Source organism: Edaphobacter bradus (assembly GCF_025685645.1).
Taxonomy (GTDB): Bacteria; Acidobacteriota; Terriglobia; order Terriglobales; family Acidobacteriaceae; genus Edaphobacter; species Edaphobacter bradus.
The window spans coordinates 1-20,017 of record NZ_JAGSYF010000001.1 but is presented as its reverse complement, the minus strand read 5'-3'; the positions used below and the strand labels follow the sequence as shown (position 1 = coordinate 20,017).

General features: G+C 58.8%; 17 protein-coding genes and 1 tRNA gene. 3 read left to right on the top strand and 15 right to left on the bottom strand.

What is annotated here, in order from left to right; genetic code table 11:
• Positions 1-384: 384 nt before the first annotated feature.
• Complete coding sequence (locus OHL16_RS00090) at positions 385-951, top strand: DUF417 family protein (RefSeq protein WP_263365040.1); 567 nt, start codon at positions 385-387, stop codon at positions 949-951.
• 41 nt (positions 952-992) lie between these two features.
• Here OHL16_RS00090 and OHL16_RS00085 read toward each other — a convergent pair whose 3' ends face one another.
• From OHL16_RS00085 to rplA, 8 genes are all read right to left on the bottom strand, one after another.
• Entirely contained in the window at positions 993-1,529 is a 537-nt protein-coding gene (locus tag OHL16_RS00085) for a hypothetical protein (protein WP_263365039.1), read from the bottom strand.
• Positions 1,530-1,531: 2 nt separating this feature from the next.
• On the bottom strand, positions 1,532-1,933 hold the full coding sequence (locus OHL16_RS00080; RefSeq protein ID WP_263365038.1) for a hypothetical protein: 402 nt from the start codon (positions 1,931-1,933) through the stop codon (positions 1,532-1,534).
• Positions 1,911-2,879 carry a hypothetical protein gene (locus tag OHL16_RS00075; RefSeq protein ID WP_263365037.1) on the bottom strand — a complete coding sequence of 323 codons (969 nt, stop codon included), beginning with the start codon at positions 2,877-2,879 and terminating at the stop codon, positions 1,911-1,913. The genes OHL16_RS00080 and OHL16_RS00075 overlap by 23 nt, the downstream gene beginning before the upstream one ends.
• A 136-nt stretch (positions 2,880-3,015) precedes the next feature.
• Positions 3,016-7,206, bottom strand: a complete 4,191-nt coding sequence (gene rpoC / locus OHL16_RS00070; protein WP_263365036.1) for a DNA-directed RNA polymerase subunit beta' — start codon at positions 7,204-7,206, stop codon at positions 3,016-3,018.
• Between the two features lie 159 nt (positions 7,207-7,365).
• Positions 7,366-11,838, bottom strand: a complete 4,473-nt coding sequence (gene rpoB / locus OHL16_RS00065) for a DNA-directed RNA polymerase subunit beta (protein WP_263365035.1) — start codon at positions 11,836-11,838, stop codon at positions 7,366-7,368.
• Positions 11,839-12,500: 662 nt separating this feature from the next.
• Positions 12,501-12,878 (bottom strand): 50S ribosomal protein L7/L12, encoded by a 378-nt coding sequence (rplL, locus tag OHL16_RS00060; RefSeq protein ID WP_263365034.1) that lies wholly within the window; start codon positions 12,876-12,878, stop codon positions 12,501-12,503.
• A gap of 145 nt (positions 12,879-13,023) precedes the next feature.
• Positions 13,024-13,644, bottom strand: coding sequence for a 50S ribosomal protein L10 (gene rplJ, locus OHL16_RS00055; protein ID WP_263365033.1), 621 nt, complete (start codon positions 13,642-13,644; stop codon positions 13,024-13,026).
• A gap of 76 nt (positions 13,645-13,720) precedes the next feature.
• Positions 13,721-14,431, bottom strand: a complete 711-nt coding sequence (gene rplA / locus OHL16_RS00050) for a 50S ribosomal protein L1 (protein WP_263365032.1) — start codon at positions 14,429-14,431, stop codon at positions 13,721-13,723.
• Between the two features lie 172 nt (positions 14,432-14,603).
• Between rplA and OHL16_RS00045 the strand changes: the two genes are divergently transcribed.
• Complete coding sequence (locus OHL16_RS00045; RefSeq protein ID WP_263365031.1) at positions 14,604-15,596, top strand: DUF4424 domain-containing protein; 993 nt, start codon at positions 14,604-14,606, stop codon at positions 15,594-15,596.
• 4 nt (positions 15,597-15,600) lie between these two features.
• Here OHL16_RS00045 and OHL16_RS00040 read toward each other — a convergent pair whose 3' ends face one another.
• Positions 15,601-16,197, bottom strand: a complete 597-nt coding sequence (locus OHL16_RS00040) for a Uma2 family endonuclease (RefSeq protein WP_263365030.1) — start codon at positions 16,195-16,197, stop codon at positions 15,601-15,603.
• Positions 16,198-16,340: 143 nt separating this feature from the next.
• Here OHL16_RS00040 and OHL16_RS00035 point away from each other — a divergent pair, with 143 nt between their 5' ends.
• Positions 16,341-17,408, top strand: a complete 1,068-nt coding sequence (locus OHL16_RS00035) for an SPL family radical SAM protein (RefSeq protein ID WP_263365029.1) — start codon at positions 16,341-16,343, stop codon at positions 17,406-17,408.
• Between the two features lie 383 nt (positions 17,409-17,791).
• Here the strand turns inward: OHL16_RS00035 and rplK are convergent, their stop codons facing one another.
• The 6 genes from rplK to OHL16_RS00005 form a co-directional block, all read right to left on the bottom strand.
• Positions 17,792-18,226 (bottom strand): 50S ribosomal protein L11, encoded by a 435-nt coding sequence (rplK, locus tag OHL16_RS00030; RefSeq protein WP_263365028.1) that lies wholly within the window; start codon positions 18,224-18,226, stop codon positions 17,792-17,794.
• Positions 18,227-18,297: 71 nt separating this feature from the next.
• Positions 18,298-18,933, bottom strand: coding sequence for a transcription termination/antitermination protein NusG (gene nusG, locus OHL16_RS00025; RefSeq protein WP_263365027.1), 636 nt, complete (start codon positions 18,931-18,933; stop codon positions 18,298-18,300).
• 57 nt (positions 18,934-18,990) lie between these two features.
• On the bottom strand, positions 18,991-19,248 hold the full coding sequence (secE, locus tag OHL16_RS00020) for a preprotein translocase subunit SecE (RefSeq protein ID WP_263365026.1): 258 nt from the start codon (positions 19,246-19,248) through the stop codon (positions 18,991-18,993).
• 65 nt (positions 19,249-19,313) lie between these two features.
• Positions 19,314-19,389, bottom strand: a tRNA-Trp gene (locus OHL16_RS00015).
• A gap of 51 nt (positions 19,390-19,440) precedes the next feature.
• On the bottom strand, positions 19,441-19,590 hold the full coding sequence (gene rpmG, locus OHL16_RS00010; RefSeq protein ID WP_013579310.1) for a 50S ribosomal protein L33: 150 nt from the start codon (positions 19,588-19,590) through the stop codon (positions 19,441-19,443).
• A gap of 280 nt (positions 19,591-19,870) precedes the next feature.
• A partial coding sequence (locus OHL16_RS00005; RefSeq protein ID WP_449506057.1) for an EF-Tu C-terminal domain-related protein occupies positions 19,871-20,017 on the bottom strand: 147 nt, incomplete at its 5' end.

Genomic DNA, 20,017 nt, shown 5'->3' with positions numbered 1-20,017 from the left:
TTGGACCGGGCCATCGGTTCTCTTGTCTCTGGTTCTATTTTATGAGATTAGGTGAAACTGCTCTGCCAGTTCTGCTGAGAATATTTCTGCGACCTAAATGGTTTGCTTTCTGCGGATTGATGGACTGGCCTTGAATTTTGACGACCGCCGGAGGGCTTGACATGCGAATTTGCAGGGATTGTAGGTGGTTAACTCTCTCCACTCCCACCCTTCGCAAAATGCGCGAAGGATGGGGCACTCGATCATTTGTGGCTGGTCGGGGAGTGACAGCAGGGTGGACCACCCGTCCTACTCTCGTCGGATCGTCACCGCTACGGGTGTTGACAGTGTTTCAAATCGGCCTTCAATATTTGACGGACGATGGATCATATGAAGGAGTCCTTTATGATTGAACCTACATCCGCTGAGGCGTCGGGCGATGGTGTGCGCGGATCTCAAGCGAACACAGGTAACAAACTGCAGGCGAAGAGTGTTCTAACAAAGATTGCAGCGTTTGTTGCAGATCGAAATATCGCTTTCCTTGTTTGCAGCATTGGAATGATCGTGATGTTGCTGTGGGCAGGCAAGTTCAAAATGACGGCACCCGGAGCAGAGGGCATCATCCCGCTCGTCAGTAACAGCCCACTTACCAGTTTGCAACTCAAGGTCTTTGGACCATATGTTCTGGGGGATATGATCGGGGCCACTGAATGGACAGCGGCAATCCTACTGATCATTGGCTACTTTAGACCTAAAGCAGGCATTGTGGGCGGGATCATTCTAGTCGGCATGTTCTTCACCACAAGCTCCATGTTGATCACGACTCCGGATGACACCATCGTGGTTCACGGCATCCATTACATGAACAATCTCGGCCTGTTTCTCTTCAAGGACATTATCTCTTTCGGAGTTGCGTTCTATCTGATCAGCTACTATGGCCGAAAAGCGATCATGGCTGAGAATCGCAGATGATGGTCTGCGGGCTTCCAACGGACCACCCGCCACGTACAGGTTTATTTTGAGGCGCCCTCGTCGCTCGCATCTTCTGCTGCAGCCGATATTGTCTTTGTATCTGTTTCAAAATCAGCTACCGGTGCGTTTGACGTCGATGGGGGAAGTCGTACGCGCGCTGAGGGTTTCGCTGAAATTCCATTCGGCTTCAGACCGCCCGTGAGGAGGCTCACTGCGTGACCGACGACCCCAGAAGCACCCTCTTCACTTAGGCGGCCCAGTACAAGAAGACCGAATGCGGCCACTACAAGGAAGACAGCCACCGCTGCGATGATTGTCTTAGAGACGGGCAGAGCGGGAAAAAAGAATTCGACAGCAGCCACGCAACAAAAGAGGACGACGAGACAAACCGTAAGAGTCACAAGTACGCGAGCCAAACCATAGTGGGGTTTGGCGATTCTCAGTTTCTGTCGTTCCTCCTTTAGATCATGGGCGTAATAGCGGTCGAGCGCTTTTCCGATCCGGTCTTTCAACGCAGGATCTCTCTCGGCTGCATATTGGGCCTGAAGTGTCTGAGCCTTGTCGAACGAAGTGGGCATTCTTATGCGGCCGCTTTCATCCGACGGGAGAGCTTCTCATGGCCAACTACGAAATAGAGCTCTGCCTCCATCGTCCCGTCTCGCAAGGACACTTCCTCGTCGCAACTAGGGCAGAGCGAGATTTCGGGTAGCTCATCACCGAGTTTAAACTCATCGAGAGGAACCGAGTCGCGTTTGCAAAACGTTCCGTATCGAGGAGAAGCGATACCTTCGTCTTCGAGGATACTGAAGGCCGCAAGGACCGCCGCCTCCGATTCGTGTACGGCGGCAGCAACGACCTGCGGATAGAAAACAGTTTGCTCCGGTCGACTTTGCAAATAAACGGAGACCTTCCGAACTACCTCTTCAGTCCTCGGCGAGGTCTTCTGGATTGCGCTTCCTCTAAACCAAGTGCGAAAGGACATAGTTAATCTCCGCCTCGTGGCATGCAGCGTCAAAACGAACAAAACTCGCTCTTCCATCAATATGAGTGAACACGCGTCGAGAGAGGGCAGTCTTCGAAGGGGCCGAGAGCCAGTTCAGGCTCTCGACTTCGTGTGTTCTGACCGGAGCGCCATACTTCGCCATCGCGTCCCAGTCCTTTCCACTCCTTATGTCCTTTCCTTTCACTTTCGATGACACTTTGATGATGAGGCCGTCATCGGTAAGTTGCTCGTTAAGAGCTACCTCCACAAGAGTTGGCTTCGCGTTGATAATCTTGTCCAAGCTCGGTCTTAGTTCTACCGCATCAAGGGTGATTCCAAACATCGCCTCAACGACGTTTTTGAAGTGCAGAAAATATTCGTCTTTCGAAGGCCGCCCGTTTGTTCCGTGCGGGTGTCCGCGTTCCGGTTTGTCGTAGCGTAGCTGCACAACGCCGGTTTTGCGGTTGTAGTCAAGAACCACGATCTTTATCGGATGTTCGGTCCGATAGGAGAGCAGTGGCAATTGAGAAACATACTTCGTGTGCTTTTCTGCCCATTTCGCGCGAATCGTGATGCCGTCATCAGTAATGTAAACGAGCTTCGTACCAGTAACCGAGGATGGAGCATGTACCCTAACCGCGCTGAATACGACTGATAGTGAAGTCATCTGCTTTTGAATCGTCTTATGATTTTTCGACGTCGGCTCGATTCGGAATAGATGAATACGCTTCCCACCACATTCCTCAATTTCGAGTAGACCGGCCTGCAATTGTGATTCGGAGATCTTCCCGTCCTCAAGGACCTTGAGAACCCGTTCTGCCAGTGCATCTTTGGTATTCGCTGTAAGAGTAATGCCCTGTGATACGAGCCAACTCTTGATAGACGCTATGCTGGGTTTCGCAAGCATCTTCTTAACTTCTTCAAAACTGATAGGTGGATTTTGCATTAAGCTCCTCAAGAATGCAAAGCGCGGGCCGGAATTAGCTTAGTCTGTAAATGGTTGATTACCAAGCAAATATTTAAGAAAAGATAACGGCAGGGCCGAAGCCCTGCCGTTATGGTATTGCGGCCTGCAGCTACGCTTATTCGGCGGCCATTTCTTCCTGTTCGCCTTCCATGCGCATGGCTTCGAGCTCGCGCTCTTCGGCGTCGTGCGCTTCCTGGACCTCGGCCTGGACCTGGGCTGCCGCTTCTTCGAGCTCCGGTGAGAGCTGGACGTTGCGGTAGTACTCCATGCCAGTGCCGGCGGGGATGAGGCGGCCGACGATGACGTTCTCCTTGAGGCCGCGCAGCGTATCCATCGAGCCGTTGATCGAGGCTTCGGTGAGGACGCGGGTGGTCTCCTGGAAGGAGGCTGCCGAGATGAAGGAGTCGGTCGAGAGCGACGCCTTGGTGATGCCGAGCAGAAGCGAGCGGCCAATCGCCGGACGTCCGCCCGTCATCAGGACGCGCTGGTTCTCCGCGTTGAAGCGGAAGCGGTCCGTCTGCTGGTCGATGAGGAAGTTGGTATCGCCGACCTCCTCGATCTTCACCCAGCGGAGCATCTGCCGGACGATGGTCTCGATGTGCTTGTCCGAGATGGCCACGCCCTGCAACCGGTAGACCTCCTGGATCTCGTTGACGAGGTACTGCTGCAGTGCACGCTCGCCGAGGACTTCCAGAATGTCGTGCGGGTTGCGCGGACCGTCGATGAGCGCATCACCGGCGCGGAGGCGTTCACCTTCCTGCACGTTGATGTACACACCACGCGGTACGCTGTACTCCTCTTCCTGACCGTTGTCGGCGGTGACGTAGACCTTGCGCTGGCCCTTGGAGACCTCGCCGAAGCGAACGACGCCGTCGATCTTCGAGATGATTGCCGGGTCGCGCGGCTTGCGGGCCTCGAACAACTCGACAACTCGCGGCAGACCACCGGTGATGTCCTTGGTGCGCGTGGTTTCGCGCGGGATCTTGGCAAGGATGTCGCCGGGGGATACCTCGTCGCCGTCGGCCAGCATAAGGTGAGCGCGGCTCGGCATCAGGTACCGCTTGTTGCCGGTAGCCGACTTGATGACGATGGTCGGCTGACGCTTCTCGTCGGGCGAATCGGTGACGACGAGACGCGAGAGGCCAGTGACCTCGTCGATCTCTTCGTTCAGCGTGACGCCCTCCTGCAGGTCCTTGAACTGGACCGTGCCGGCGATCTCCGTCAGCAGCGAGAACGTGTAAGGATCCCACTCGCCGAGCTTGTCGCCAAGGGCGACGGTAGAGCCGTCCTCAACCTTCAGCTTGGCGCCGTAGACGATCGCGTAGCGCTCCTTCTCGCGGCCCTTCTCGTCGACGATGGCGACCGAGCCGTTGCGGTTCATCGCGACCAGGTCGCCCGACTTAGCGCGCACGGTGACCAGGTTGATGAAGCGCACGGTACCGGCGTTCTTGGCCTCGATGTGCGAGGCGTCGGAGACGCGCGATGCCGTTCCGCCGATGTGGAAGGTACGCATCGTGAGCTGCGTGCCGGGCTCGCCGATGGATTGCGCCGCGATGACGCCGACGGCCTCGCCCATCTCCACCATCTTGCCCGAGCCGAGGTTGCGGCCGTAGCAGAGGATGCAGACGCCGCGCTTGGACTCGCAGGTCAGCACGGAGCGGATCTTCACCCGCTCGATACCGGCAGCCTGGATTGCGCTGGCGAGGTCTTCGTCGATCTCCTGATTGATATCGACGATGGTCTTGCCTTCGTAGTCCTTGAGCTTCTCGAGCGAAACGCGGCCAATGATGCGGTCGCGCAGGGGCTCGATGGTCTCGCCAGCTTCGATGATCGGCGTGACGTAGATGCCCTCGACGGTGCCGCAGTCGTTTTGCGAGATGATGACATCCTGCGCGACGTCTACGAGGCGGCGGGTGAGGTAGCCCGAGTCCGCGGTTTTGAGTGCGGTATCGGCCAGACCCTTACGAGCGCCGTGCGTCGAGATGAAGTACTGCAGCACGGTGAGGCCCTCGCGGAAGTTCGCCGTGATGGGGGTCTCGATGATTTCACCCGAGGGCTTGGCCATCAGACCACGCATGCCGGAGAGCTGGCGGATCTGCTGTTTGGATCCGCGGGCTCCGGAGTCGGCCATGATGTAGATCGGGTTCATGGCTCCTTCCTTGTCGGCGCGCTTCATGTTGTTGAACATCTCGTCGGCGACCTTTTCGGTCACGGCAGACCACATCTGGATGACCTTGTTGTTGCGCTCACCGTTGGTGATGGCGCCATCAAGGTACTGCTGCTGGACGTTGATGACCTGCTTCTCGGCGTCACCGACGACGGTGTACTTCGACTCCGGGATGACCATGTCGTCGAGGCCGACGGAGAGGCCGGACTTGGTGGCGTAACGGAAGCCGAGGTCCTTGATCCTGTCGAGGGTCTTGACGGTGGTCTCGAGGCCGAGGTTGAGGTAGCAGTAGTTGACGAGCTGGCCGATTCCCTTCTTCTTGAGCAGGCCGTTGATGTACGGCATGCCCTCGGGAAGCGCATCGTTGAGGATGGCGCGGCCGACCGTGGTGTTGATGTACTGCTTGTTGAACTCGACCGGCTCGGTGTGCGTGATGTCCTGATCGTCGTACGCCGTGGTCATGTCGAGGACAGGGCCGGTGTGGCGCAGACGGATAGGCGTCAGCGTCTCGACCTGGCCTGCTTCGAGCGCCATCAGCACCTCTTCGATATTGGCGAAGACGCGGCCTTCGCCCTTGGCGTTGACCTTCGCCTTGGTGAGGTAGTAGAGGCCGAGCACGAGGTCCTGCGTCGGCACCGTGATTGGCTGGCCGCTCGCGGGCGAGAGGATGTTGTGCGAGGCGAGCATCAGCACGCTGGCTTCGATCTGCGCCTCAGGCGAGAGCGGGATGTGCACGGCCATCTGGTCGCCGTCGAAGTCCGCGTTGAAGGCGGTGCAGACGAGCGGATGAATCTTGATCGCCTTGCCTTCGACGAGCACAGGCTCAAAGGCCTGGATGCCGAGGCGGTGCAGTGTCGGAGCGCGGTTCAGCAGCACCGGGTGGTCCTTGATGACCTCTTCGAGGATGTCCCACACGATGGGCTCCTGCAGCTCCACCATCTCCTTGGCCTGCTTGATGGTCGTGCAGTGGCCGGTCTGCTCGAGCCGGTGATAGATGAACGGCTTGAAGAGCTCGAGCGCCATCTTCTTGGGAAGACCGCACTGGTGCAGCTTCAGCTCAGGTCCAACGACGATCACCGAGCGGCCGGAGTAGTCCACACGCTTGCCGAGCAGGTTCTGGCGGAAGCGTCCCTGCTTGCCCTTCAGCGTGTCGGAAAGGGACTTCAGCGGACGGTTGTTCGCACCGCGCAGCACGCGGCCACGGCGACCGTTGTCGAACAGCGCATCGACGGCCTCCTGCAGCATGCGCTTTTCGTTGCGCACGATGACCTCAGGCGCATGAAGGTCCATGAGCTTCTTGAGGCGGTTGTTGCGATTGATCACGCGGCGGTATAGATCGTTCAGGTCCGACGTAGCAAAGCGGCCGCCGTCCAGAGGAACCAGCGGGCGAAGCTCAGGCGGAATGACCGGAATCACGTCGAGGATCATCCACTCCGGCTTGTTGTCGGACTTGCGGAAGGCCTCAACGATCTTGAGGCGCTTCGAATACTTGAGCTTCTTCTGCAGCGAGGCCTCGGCTTTCATGCGCTCGCGCAGCTCGATCGCCAGCTCGGCGACATCGACGCGCTTGAGCAGCTCCTTGATGGCTTCGGCGCCCATCATGGCCTTGAAGCCCGTGGGGCGGTACTGCTGGTCGAGCTCTCGGAAGCGGTTCTCGTCCTTGATGACCTCGCGCTCCTTCACCGGAGCGTCGCCTGGATCGACCACGACATACGACTCGAAGTAGAGCACTGCCTCAAGCTCGCGCAGCGAGATATCCAGCAGGTGGCCGATGCGCGACGGCAGGCCCTTGAAGAACCACACGTGCGAGCAGGGGCTGGCGAGCTCAATGTGACCGAGGCGCTCACGGCGGACCTTCGACAGTGTGACTTCGACGCCGCACTTGTCGCAGATGACTCCGCGATGCTTCATGCGCTTGTACTTGCCGCAGAGGCATTCCCAGTCGGTGATGGGGCCGAAGATGCGGGCGCAGAAAAGGCCGTCGCGTTCGGGCTTGAACGTGCGGTAGTTGATGGTCTCGGGCTTGGTGACTTCGCCGTGCGACCAGCTGCGGATCTTCTCCGGGCTGGCGAGCTGAATCTTGATCGCGTCGAAGTCGGCGATAGGGCCGGTCAGTTCAAATGGGCTGGAGCGGAACATATGTTTTTGTCTCTCCTGGCGGCTTGGCTGGTTAGCCTTCGCTGCCTGTTTACTGCTGCTTGTCTTCTTCGCAGCCGATGGTGCGCTGCATCAATTCAATATCCCTGGCGGCTTCGTCCCGCCAGTCTCCGCAATTGGCGAGAGGCTGGCGGTCCGGAGCTAATCGGCTGCCGCGATTGCGGGCAGCGGCTGCTTCTTCTGGTCGCTTTGCTTGATCAGTTCCACGTCAAGGCAGAGCGACTGGAGCTCGCGGATGAGCACGTTGAACGACTCCGGAACACCGGGCTCGATCGCTGCCTCGCCCTTGACGATGGCCTCATAGATCTTCGTACGGCCAAAGACGTCGTCGGACTTGGCGGTGAGCAGCTCCTGCAGGATGTAGGCGGCGCCGTAGGCTTCGAGCGCCCAGACCTCCATCTCACCGAAGCGCTGTCCGCCGAACTGGGCCTTACCTCCCAGCGGCTGCTGGGTGATCAGCGAGTACGGCCCGATCGAGCGAGCGTGGATCTTGTCGTCGACAAGGTGCGACAGCTTGAGCATGTAGATGTAGCCCACAGTTGCAGGCTGCTCAAACGCGTCGCCCGTCATGCCGTCGAAGAGCTGGCTCTTGCCCGAGGTCGGCAAGCCCGCGGCTGCGAGCAGTGCCTTGATCTCGGTCTCGCGCGCGCCGTCGAAGACTGCCGTGCCGAACCAGATGCCGCGCTTCATGCCGGCGGCGACGCGCAGAGTCTGCTCGTCGTCCAGCGCCAGAAGCTGCCTGAGAGCTGCAGTGTTGGCGAAGCGCGCCTTGAAGAGTTCGCGGACTTCGCTGGCCTTGTCGTGCTGCGCAGCGAGTTCGGCGACCTGCTTGCCGAGTTCGTGTGCAGCCCAGCCAAGGTGCGTCTCGAGGATCTGCCCGACATTCATACGCGAAGGCACGCCCAGCGGGTTCAGAACGATCTCGACCGGCGTTCCGTCCGGGAGGTACGGCATGTCCTCTTCCGGCAGAATGCGAGCGATGACGCCCTTGTTGCCGTGGCGGCCGGCCATCTTGTCGCCGACCGAAAGCTTGCGCTTCATCGCAACGTAGACCTTCACCATCTTGATGACGCCCGGAGCGAGTTCGTCGCCCTTCGACATCTTCGCAATCTTCTCGTTCGTAATCTTGCGCAGAACGTCGATCTGGCGCGAGGTCATCTCTTCGATCTCATCGATCTGCTCGTTGACGCGGGGGTCCTTGTCGGCGTAGCGAATACGCTTCAGGTTGCGCGTCGAGATAAGCTCGATGGTGTCGCGGTTCAGAACCTCGCCCTTCGAGAGCAGCTTCTTGTTGGTGCGCTCGTCGTGCAGATCGGCCTGAACCTCCTTGCCACCGAGGATGGCCTCGAGGCGCTTCAGGCGCTCATCGGTGAGAATGCGGATCTCATCGGCGAGGTTGCGCTCGAGCTTCTCGATCATCTCCTGCTCGATCTGCTTGGCGCGCTCGTCCTTCTCCTGGCCCTTGCGGGAGAAGATGCGGACGTCGACCACCGTGCCCTCAATGCCCGGAGGGCATGTGAGCGAGGCGTCGCGAACGTCGCCGGCCTTCTCACCGAAGATGGCGCGGAGCAGCTTCTCTTCAGGAGTGAGCTGCGTCTCGCCCTTCGGCGTCACCTTGCCGACGAGGATGTCATTGTGACCGATCTTGGCTCCGATGCGGATGATGCCCGACTCGTCGAGGTCACGCAGAGCATGCTCCGAGACGTTCGGGATGTCGCGCGTGATCTCTTCCGGTCCCAGCTTCGTGTCGCGGGCCTCGATCTCGAACTCCTCGATATGGATTGAGGTGTAGTAGTCCTCGCGGACCAGCTTCTCCGAGATCAGGATCGCGTCCTCGAAGTTGTAACCGCGCCACGGCATGAAGGCCACCAGCACGTTGCGGCCGAGACCAAGCTCGCCCTGCTCCGTGCACGGACCGTCAGCGATCACCTGCCCCTTCAGGACGCGGTCACCCTTGCGGACGATCGGCTTCTGGTTGATGCAGGTGTTCTGGTTGGAGCGCTTGAACTTCGTGAGCTGGTAGATGTCGCTGCCGACCTCACGCGAGAGCTGCGTCGGATGATGCTCACCCTCGACGCGCACGATGATGCGCTCGGAGTCAACCGAGTCCACGATGCCGTTGCGCTTGGCCAGGATGACGGCGCCGGAGTCGCGAGCGGTGACGCCCTCCATTCCCGTGCCGACCAGAGGAGCCTCGGAGACCAGCAGAGGAACCGACTGGCGCTGCATGTTCGCACCCATCAGAGCGCGGTTCGCGTCGTCGTGCTCGAGGAATGGTACAAGCGATGCGGCAACTGAGACAAGCTGCTTCGGCGAGACGTCAACGTAGTCCACCTCGGACTTGTTGACGAGAACGAAGTTGCCCTGGCGGCGGGCATCGACGATGTCCTGCACGATGTGCTGGCTCTCATCGAGCTCGACGTTCGCCTGAGCGATGGTGTGGCGGTCTTCTTCCCAGGCCGAAAGGTAGAAGCTGAAGGGAGCAAGATCCATGGTGCGCTTCTTGTCCTTCTTCAGGTGGTCGTTGAGCTTCTTCGCCTCGTTGATCTCGAGGGAGTCTCCCTGACGCAGACCACTCTCGCCGGCATTCGTCACCGAGACGTAGTCGAGAACCTTGCCGTCCTTCACCTTGCGGTAGGGCGACTCGATGAAGCCGTACTCGTTGATACGCGCGAAGCACGACAGCGAAGAGATCAGACCGATGTTCGGGCCTTCCGGCGTCTCAATCGGGCAGATGCGGCCGTAGTGCGTCGGGTGCACGTCGCGCACCTCGAAGCCCGCGCGCTCACGCGAAAGACCACCGGGCCCAAGGGCCGACAGGCGGCGCTTGTGCGTGATCTCTGAGAGCGGGTTCGTCTGGTCCATGAACTGCGAGAGCTGCGAGGAGCCGAAGAACTCGCGGATCGCGGCCATCACAGGCTTCGCGTTGATGAGGTCGTGCGGCATCGCCGTCGACATCTCCTGGTAGACCGACATCTTCTCCTTGATCGCGCGCTCCATGCGAACCAGGCCGATGCGGAACTGGTTCTCCATGAGCTCACCAACCGCGCGGACGCGACGGTTGCCAAGGTGGTCGATGTCGTCCACGACACCGATGTTCTTCCGCAGCTTGAGCAGGTAGCGGATCGTGCCGTAGAAGTCCTCCGGCGTCAGCGTGCGCTTGTCGAGGCCTGTAGCGTCCTGGTTCTCGTAAAGCTTGATGTTGAACTTCAGCCGGCCCACTCGCGAGAAGTCGTACTTGCGCGCATCGAAGAACATGCCTTCAAAGAGCGAAGTCGCCGTATCGAGCGTCGGGGGGTCACCGGGACGCAGCTTGCGGTAGATCTCGATCAGAGCCTCTTCAGGCTTGCGCACCGAGTCGCGACGCAGCGTGTTGCTGATGATGTTGCCAACATCATCGCGCTCGGGGAAGAAGACCTCGAAGCTGGTCACGCCCGACTGCTGGATCTTGTGCAGCTTGTCGGCGGTAAGCTCCTGGTTGGCCTCGTAGAGCAGCTCGCCGGTTGTCAGATCGACTACATCGGCCGCGATCATCGCGCCGTCGAACTCGCTGGTCTCAACATCGACCTGCTCGATCTTGTGCGAGCGCAGGCCCTTGAGTGAGTGAGCTGAGATCTTGCGGGTGGCCGGAGCAAGCTCCTCACCCTTGACCACAACAGCCGCGGCCGGACGCGTGCCCTGCAGGTTGGTCGGCGTGCCCTCAGGCGCGACCTTCCAGCTCAGCTTGCCGTCCTTCACGTTGATGGTGTCGACCGTGTAGAAGGTCTTGAGGATCTCCTCATCGGTGCGCAGGCCAAGCGCGCGCAGGAAGATGGTGCCGAGGAACTTGCGCTTGCGGTCGATGCGGACGTAGAGGGTGTTCTTCTGGTCGTATTCGAACTCAACCCAGCTGCCGCGGTACGGAATGATCTTGCCGAGGAAGTAGGTGCGGTTGTTCGCCGTCTCGAAAAAGACGCCGGGCGAGCGGTGGAGCTGCGAGACGATGACGCGCTCCGTCCCGTTCACGATGAAGGTGCCGTTTTGGCTCATCAACGGAATGTCGCCGAAGAAGACCTCCTGCTCCTTCATGTCCCGGAGGCTCTTGACTCCTGTCTCCGGGTCCTTGTCGTAGATCTTCAGGCGGATTGTGACCTTCAGCGGAGCCGAGTAGGTCATGCCGCGCTCTTCGCACTCAGCCTGGTCGTACTTCAGCTGCAGCCCAACGGGGTCACCGCACTTGGTGCAGAAGTCAGGAGTGTTTTTGTTGTAGGTTCCGCAGAAATTGCAAAGCACGTCGCCCGGGTGGAAGGGGTCAGTGATAACCATATGGCCGCAGTGCGTGCAGGCCGTGCGCAGGTGGTTGAGACCCTTAAGATAGCCGCACTTGCACTCCCAGTTGCCGATTGAGTAATCGACAAACTCAAGTTCAGAGACGTTGCGGAAGTCGGTGATCGGGAAGACCGAGGTAAAGACCGACTGCAGGCCGTTGTCCTCGCGCTCTTGCGGGAGCTTGTCCATCTGCAGGAAGCGCTCATAGCTGCGGCGCTGAACTTCGATGAGGTTGGGGATTTCAATTGCGGTTGGAATCTTGGAAAAATCTAGACGGCTGCGGATCGCGCGCGTTTCGCTGGACATGCTCTCTCCTGAAAACTCACCTTCGAGGCCTCCCAACCCTGGCTGCCCGCATCGAAGCACTCTGATGCATCTCGGCTGCCCGGTCGTTCGGGGAGGGCTCGGTGCTGCCCTCCGGTGTGATACTGTGTGCGCAGTCTGTAAATCGTCGGGTCCCGCCGTCCCTCGATTGCGGCAAGCCCGTGCGCAGAATGTCTTGCCGTCTCGTGCTTCCCGGCCCCGTAAAACTTCAAGCTTTTACTGTCGACTCGCGCCCTTAAGCTGCTATAAAGAACGCGTGCTGCCGTTACCTGACCGCTCCAGGAGCGGAAACTAGGCGCAAACACGGCAAAGCGCTCACAGGGACAGCGCGTCCCATGAGCGCAAAAGTCGACTTGTGCACTGTTTCTATAGTAATCGTGTAAATGCCTGCCGCCATTTGAGGCTCGCCTGCCCCAAAGTTGCTGCCGCTTGCTCTAAAGCCCATTGCACCACGCACTTCCGCCGCTCGAAGCACATAATGGCCGGCCCCTTAACCTGCACCCTGCCAGGATGGACCGGAGTACAACCCCTAAAGTCTTTCGCCTAAACCATTTGCCCGCCAAATAGCACGCCGGAGCGGAAACGAATCTTTATCTCCAGATAAAGAATATCGCGTTCCGCCCGGCGATGCAACTGGTTGACGACTACTTGATCTCAACAGTCGCGACGCCCTCGAACTTCTTGGCGATGGCAGCCGCGTCTTCCTTCGAGACGTTCTCCTTCAGAGGCTTGGGAGCGCCGTCGACCAAGTCCTTGGCTTCCTTCAGCCCAAGGGCGGTGACTTCGCGCACAGCCTTGATGGTGTTGATCTTGTTCGCGCCCGCATCCTTCAGGATGACGGTGAACTCGGTCTTCTCCTCGACCGCAGGAGCAGCCGCGCCGCCACCGGCCGCCGGAGCAGCAGCAACCGCTGCCGCCGCCGCCGAGACGCCGAGACGCTCTTCGAGCTTCTTGACCAGAGCCGAGGCCTCAAGGAGGCTCAGGCTAACGATTGAATCTTCCAACTGCTGAATGTCCGCCATTTTTCTTTCTCCAATTCGAAAAATCTAAACTCTGTATTGCCTATTGCCTGCCCGAAGCCCTCTTGAGCCTCGGGTGCCTGATCTCTCCCGGGTTTCCGTTGCGCCCAGACATGGCGCACCCGGCAGCGGTCAGACGAAACTTGTTTTACGCCTCTGCCGCGGGAGCCTCTGCAGCAGGGACCTCCGCCGCCGGAGCCTCGGCCACCGGTGCCTCAACTGCCGCCACCGGAGCCGCTGCGCCGCCAAACTTGCCCTTCTCCACTCCCTGGTTGACAACCACAGCGAGATCGCGGCCAGTCGCATTGATGACGGTAGCCAGACGCTGCGCCGGAGCGTTGATAAGGAACAGAAGCTTCGCAAAGAGCTCTTCCTTGCCCGGCATCGTCGCCAGAGCAGTAATCTCCTCGACGTTGAGGACCTTGCCATCAACGATGCCAAGCTTGAAGGTGAACTCCGAGTTATCCTTCACCCAGGTCGAGAGCGCCTTGGCCAGAGCCACGGGATCGCCCGCGGTATAAGCCACAGCGTTGACGCCCTTTAGGCCCTTCAGAGCGGCCTCGATCTTGGTGCCCTCACTGGCGCGTTCGGCCAGCTTGTTCTTGACGACGTGGTAGCTGCCGCCTGCATTACGAATCGTCTTGCGGAGCTCGAAGTCCTTCGACGCGGTCAGTGCGCTGAAGGTGCCGATGATCGCCGAGCTCGAGCCCTCAAGCTCGCCCGCCAGCTTCTTAATCTTCTCCGACTTCTGTGATCTGGACAGTGCCATAAAAACCTAGCCTTTAGCTGCTAGCTCTTAGCTGCTAGCTGAAAATCGCGCCACGTGCGCGGCTGAATCGAAAAACTTATGCCTTGCCTGCTGCCTCGGCAGCCGAGTAGTCAAGCTGAATCCCAGGGCCCATCGTCGAGCTCAGCGTCACGCTCTTGATGTACTTACCCTTGGCCGCCGAAGGCTTCGCCTTCACCACGCTCGTAATTACGGTGGTTGCGTTGTCGATCAGCTTCTGCGGATCGAACGAGAGCTTGCCCACGGGAACGTGAACCAGAGCCGTCTTGTCCGTGCGGAACTCGACCTTACCGGCCTTGATCTCCTTCACAGCGTCGGCCACATTCGTCGTCACCGTGCCGGTCTTAGGATTCGGCATCAAGCCCTTCGGTCCAAGCACCTTACCCAGACGGCCAACTGACTTCATCATGTCGGGAGTCGCGATCAGCGCATCGAACGCCGTCCAGTTCTCCTTCTGGATCTTCTCGACCAGCTCTTCGCCGCCGAAGAACTCAGCGCCCGCCGCCTCGGCATCGCGAACCTTATCGCCCGAGGCGATAACGGCCACGACCTTGGTCTTGCCCAGGCCATGCGGCAGAACCACCGTGCCACGCACCATCTGGTCGGCATGCTTGGGATCCACACCAAGACGCATCGTCAGATCGACGGTCTCGTCGAACTTCGCATACTTTGCTTTTTGGAGAAGCGGAACCGCGTCCGCGAGAACGTAAGGACGGGGCTCAACGAGCGCACGCGCCTTCGCCAAATTCTTCGAAATCTTCCTGGCCATCTTTCCTCATCTCCCACCCCATCGGAGCCTGTTCCCTCCGGGCGTGGTCATCGACTGCGCTCAACGGCAAGTTGAGACGCTCTTTTGAGTATGCCGGAAATCGATGGTCGCGTCAATGATAATTGCCTTAACTTAGGCAACTCTCGTGCGTGCAAGAATGTAGCTATCGCCAATGCAAATCATCAGAAGAGTTCTTCTCGTCCTTTCCTCAGCCCTTTACATCTCGTGTCCTGTTCGCGCGGATGATGGTGCGGCGTCAATCGCAGCAGGAGGCATAGTGATGAAGCGGGAAACCCGCATCTCCATGCAAAAAGAAGTTTTGCGGATCAGCCCCAGGAACGTTTCGGTAGATTACGTATTCAGAAACGATACCAATGAGGACATTACGACTGAAGTTGCATTTCCGGTGCCGCCTTACGAGATGGATTGGACTCATTACTCGCCTGCTCAACAGGGGTTTGATGATTTTCGCCTCACTGTCGAAGACAAGCCTGTGAAATTCAACGTGGAAGTGAAGGCAAAGTTGAAGGGGCGCGATGTATCACCCATTCTCCAAAAATATGGCGTCGACATCGCAACCTTTGGTCACCTCGACAACGACACGCCGCGTGCCAAAGACATTCGCAGGCTCTCTAGTGCCCAGAGAGCTTCAATGGTTCATGCTGGACTCATCGACAACGAAGCAGACATGGACGTAGCCCAGTGGGCAGTTGAAAAGAAGTATTACTGGCAGCAAACCTTCCCTGCACACTTAACTATCCGCATATCTCACAAATACACGCCGGTTCTAGGATTCACAAACAGCGTGAGCTACGGCCTGAATGGTGAAGATCCCGAAGCTACGAAAGAAATTGGGAGCCTTTGCCTCGACACAAGGTTAACGAAATCGCTTTCAGTGCTTGCTGCGGATCAGAACAACGGCGTTCCCTTCTCCTACGTGGATTTCATCCTCACAACCGCAAATACCTGGAAGACACCGATCGAAGACTTCACGCTTATTGTCGAGCGTCCGCACGAGAAGAATGCCTCACAGAACTTCGTTAGCTTCTGCTGGGATGGTCCTGTTACCAAAATCGACGCTGACCACTTTATGGCTCACAGCACGAATCTGGTTCCGAAAAAGGAACTCCGCGTCGGTTTCATTACGGTCTACAAATCTCGGTAACAACCTATTCCCACACACGCGCCATCACCAACTCAAACCCTGCCACAACCCCACTTCCCTGAACCGAAGTCGGATGATAATGCATCTCCGGAGAATCACCCCGGCGGTAGACGGAAACCGCCTGCGCAATCGGATCGATCAGCCACGCAACCTCAACCCCATTAGCGATCCACCGGTCCATCTTGGCCTGAAGCTCAACGAGGCTATCGCTCGGGGACCGCAACTCGATAATGAACTCAGGGCAAATGTGTGAGAAGCGTTCCTTCTCTTCTTCGCCGAGAGCATCCCACCGCGCCTTTTTCACCCACGCAGCATCGGGACTGCGCATCGAGCCATCGGGAAGGGTGAATCCGGTGTTCGAGTCGAAGACGTACCCTCGGCCATCGATCTCCGCCCACGCGCCGAGGGCCATGATAATCGCCGCGTTCATTCGCCCCGTACGGTTCCCTGCAGGCGTCATTACAAGAATCTCTCCATTGGCATCGCGCTCCACCCGCAGGTCATCGTTGGCCGCGCAGAAACGCATCAGTTCCTCATCGCTCATCGGCGTCTCAGGCCGGAAGCGAAGCGGAAGCGGCATCTCTGCGAGGTTGAAGTTCATAGGCGAAGTGTACTAAATCCTCTCTCTGCAATGACCACATCCTGAGTCGACGTGTCCGATCCAAGTCCAAAATCGAACTATTCAAAACTTCCCCTTGACGCCCTCCCAAACCCGTCCTATTCTCATTCCAGAAAGGCGAACAAATGGCGAAACTAGACACCTCGCGGGACGCCTCCCTTTTTCCCATTCTTGGGCAGTCCTCGGAGCCCGCCCGGCTCAACGGAATCGCCCGCCTCGCCGCTCACGCCCCGCACTCCGACTCCGGACACCTCGTCGAGTTCCGCGCCCTCAACGTCCGCAGCATCCTCAACAAGACCGCCTCAAAGCGTCTTGTCTGGATGGCCCACAGCATCAACCCCTACCGCGGCTGCGAGTTCGGCTGCAAGTACTGCTACGCCCGCTACACCCACGAGTTCATGGAGCTCCGTGACCCGCTCGCCTTCGAGCGGCTCATCTTCCTCAAGCAGAACGCCGCCTGGCTGCTTGAGCAGGAGCTCCGCCATATCGACCCGGCCGACGAGATTGCCCTAGGCACCGCCACCGATCCCTACCAGCCCATCGAGCGCCGCGCCCGCATCACCCGCAGCATCCTCGAGGTCTTCGCCCGTCACTCAGGCTTCCACCTCGGCATTGTCACCAAATCGCCTCTCATCACGCGCGACATCGACCTCCTTACCGAGATCGCCCGCCGTAACCGCCTCGTCGTCCACCTCACCATCACCACGCCCGACGCCGCCCTCGCCCGCCTGCTCGAGCCTCGCGCCCCACGCCCAGATCTCCGCCTCGCTGCCGTCAAAGAACTCCGTCAGGCCGGCATCGCCACCGGCATCCTCTGCTCGCCGCTTCTGCCGGGCATCACCGACACCGAAGAGGCCATCGACCGCATGGCCCGCCTCGCCGCCGAGGTTGGCGCCAGCTTCTTCGCCGCCAACCCACTCTTCCTCAAGCCGTGCTCACGTCCTACCTACATGAGCTTCGTTCGTGAGCACTTCCCCTCCCTCGAGCCCGAGTACGCCCGCCGCTTCGACCACGCCGACTTCGCCGCCGCCGACTACCGCCGCAAACTTTCCCAGATCGTCGAACGCGCCCGCCTTCGCCACAAGATCGGCCGACGCTTCAGCGACGACGACAGCCTTCTGCCCAGCCCAGGCTCCACCAGAAAGCCATCGCTCAGCGCCGAAGGCCCGCCGCAGCAAAGGCTCTTCGCCTGAGAGCGACCTGCCTCGAAACGGAGCGTCCCGAGAGATTTCCACAGAGAACCTTGTCAAGTCCCAAAGTCGGCATGGAAAGCGCCATCAACTACACAAGTAGCACACAAACATAGACTTATCCGATAAAAATAAACCTCAGAAAAGTGGCAGAGCAGTTTACCTCCAGTGCGTAAAATAGAAGCAGGTGGATAAAAGAGATAAGGCCAAGCGAAATCGCCTGGCCTTATCTCTTTTGAATTCAATATTTTGACCTCTAACTCCCCTGAATACAATATCTTAGCGGAAGAGTTTTCGCTATCTCGTTGCATTCATGAGACATAGAAATGGGGTACCCCCCTGGGGGTACCCCATTTCAGAGAACCTCGACAGCAGCTGCTATAACCTTAGGCAACAACATCGATGCCCATCGAGCGGGCGGTGCCACGGATTGTCTTGGCCGCTGCCTCCACGGTGGCTGCGTTCATGTCCGGCATCTTCTGCTTGGCGATCTCGAGGATCTGCTTCTCAGTCACCTTACCCTTCTTCTCCTTGTTCGGAGTGCCCGAGCCCTTCTCGATGCCGGCGGCCTTGAGCAGCAGCACGGGAGCCGGAGGCGTCTTCGTGATGAAGGAGAAGGTGCGGTCAGCGTAAACCGAGATGACGACCGGAATCGTCAGGCCCGCCAGATCGGCGCCCTTGGTGCGGTCGTTGAACTGCTTGCAGAACTCCATGATGTTGACCTGCGCCTGACCCAGCGCGGGGCCGACCGGAGGCGCGGGCGTCGCCTTACCTGCCATGATCTGAAGTTTGACGTATCCAGTGATCTTCTTCGGTGCCATACGAGTAAATCCTCTTTATGCTTCTAGCGGCAGGCTGTACCCGCTGCTGATTTTGATGTTCCTGAACCTGCTTATTCGACGATCTTGTCCACCTTCGAGAACTCGATCTCAACCGGCGTGGAGCGGCCGAAGATGCTGACCATGACCTTGAGGGTCTGCTTGTCCTCGTTGATCTCGTCCACCGCGCCGGTGAAGTTGGCGAATGGTCCTTCGTTGATGCGAACCTGCTCGCCCTTGTCGAACTTGATCTTGAGCGTTGGCTTGTCCTTCGAGACGTCGGAGCGGAAGAGGATCGAGCTGACCTCCTGCTCGGAGAGCGCAACCGGATTGTCGCCCGTACCAAGGAAGCCCGTGACGCGCGGCGTGTTCTTGATCACGTGCCACAGGTCGTTGTCGAGGTCCATCTCCACCAGGACGTAGCCCGGCAGGAAGACCCGCTCAATCGTGTACTTCTTGCCGTTGCGAACCTCGGTGACCGGCTCGGTCGGGATCATGATGCGACCGATCTTGTTCTGCAGGCCGAAGGCGGCGATGCGGCTCTCAAGCGACTCGCGCACCTTGCGCTCGAACCCCGAGTAGGCGTGGATGATGTACCACTTGAAGCTCTCATTGACCGGTGGGGCCAGCTGCTCGGCCGGCGCCTGCTCGCCACCGGCGTTGGACGCCTCAGGCTTGTGCTCTTCCGGGTTCTGCTCTTCTGCCGCCATGATTCTGCCTTCTTCACGCATCGTGTGTGTTTCTTTCTGATCGCCTCTGCTGCTTGTCTACCGGGTAAGCTCGTGCAACACGGCCTGAACGCCTCGTCCGATGATGCTATCAACCACCCAGAAGAACGCCGCGAAGATGAAGACGGTCACGATCACCACGGTCGTCGTCGACTGAACCTCAGAGCGCGACGGCGTGATCACCTTGCGCATCTCGCTGCGCACGTCCTTCAGAAAACTGATGATCCGGGCAGGCTGCCCCTTCAACTGCTGCACGCTCGTGCTGGACTGTTCCGCTACCGCTAATGTCTTGGCCATAGTGCCGCCTCAAAGTCTTCGTCGTACTGCTGGTTCTGCGCCCACCATCCAAGGCTGGGCAAAACTGGCGGGGGAGCTCGGATTCGAACCGAGAAGTTCGGTTTTGGAGACCGACAGTTTAACCGTTGAGCTTACTCCCCCGGTAAAGCTGCTAGCTCTTGGCTCCGGCAAGGCCGGGGTTACGGCTAACTCTTACTTCGTCTCTTTGTGGTCCGTGTGCTTGCGGCAGGTATTGCAGAACTTCGAGAACTCCAAACGGCCCGTGGTTGTCTTCTTGTTCTTCGTGGTTGAGTAGTTCCGGTTCTTGCACTCCGGGCACTGGAGTGTGATGATCTCGCGCATAGTCGTGTTCTCCTTCTAACGTGGCCAGCCACTTCGGCTGGCAAGCAGATTGTCAGGCTTTGTCTCTTGCGAGAAATCCGTCCGACACGCCGCAACGCAGGGGTTATGGTCCCTGCAACCAGAATCCTGAGTTGTAGTTCGGAAGAGAGGAGCGGTCAGGCCACGCTCATCCTCCACTATTATCCACTAAACCTGGGGAGAAAGAAAGCTCCCGGTTTGATGAAATCAGCGGCGACCGCAAGGCCGCCGCTGATCAGGTAATGAATACGTTGAGACCGGCTTACTTGATGATCTCGGAGATGGTACCGGCGCCGACGGTGCGTCCGCCCTCGCGGATGGCGAAGCGCAGGCCCTTCTCCATGGCCACCGGGGTGTGCAGCGTGATCTCCAGCGCGATGTTGTCGCCCGGCATCACCATCTCCGTGCC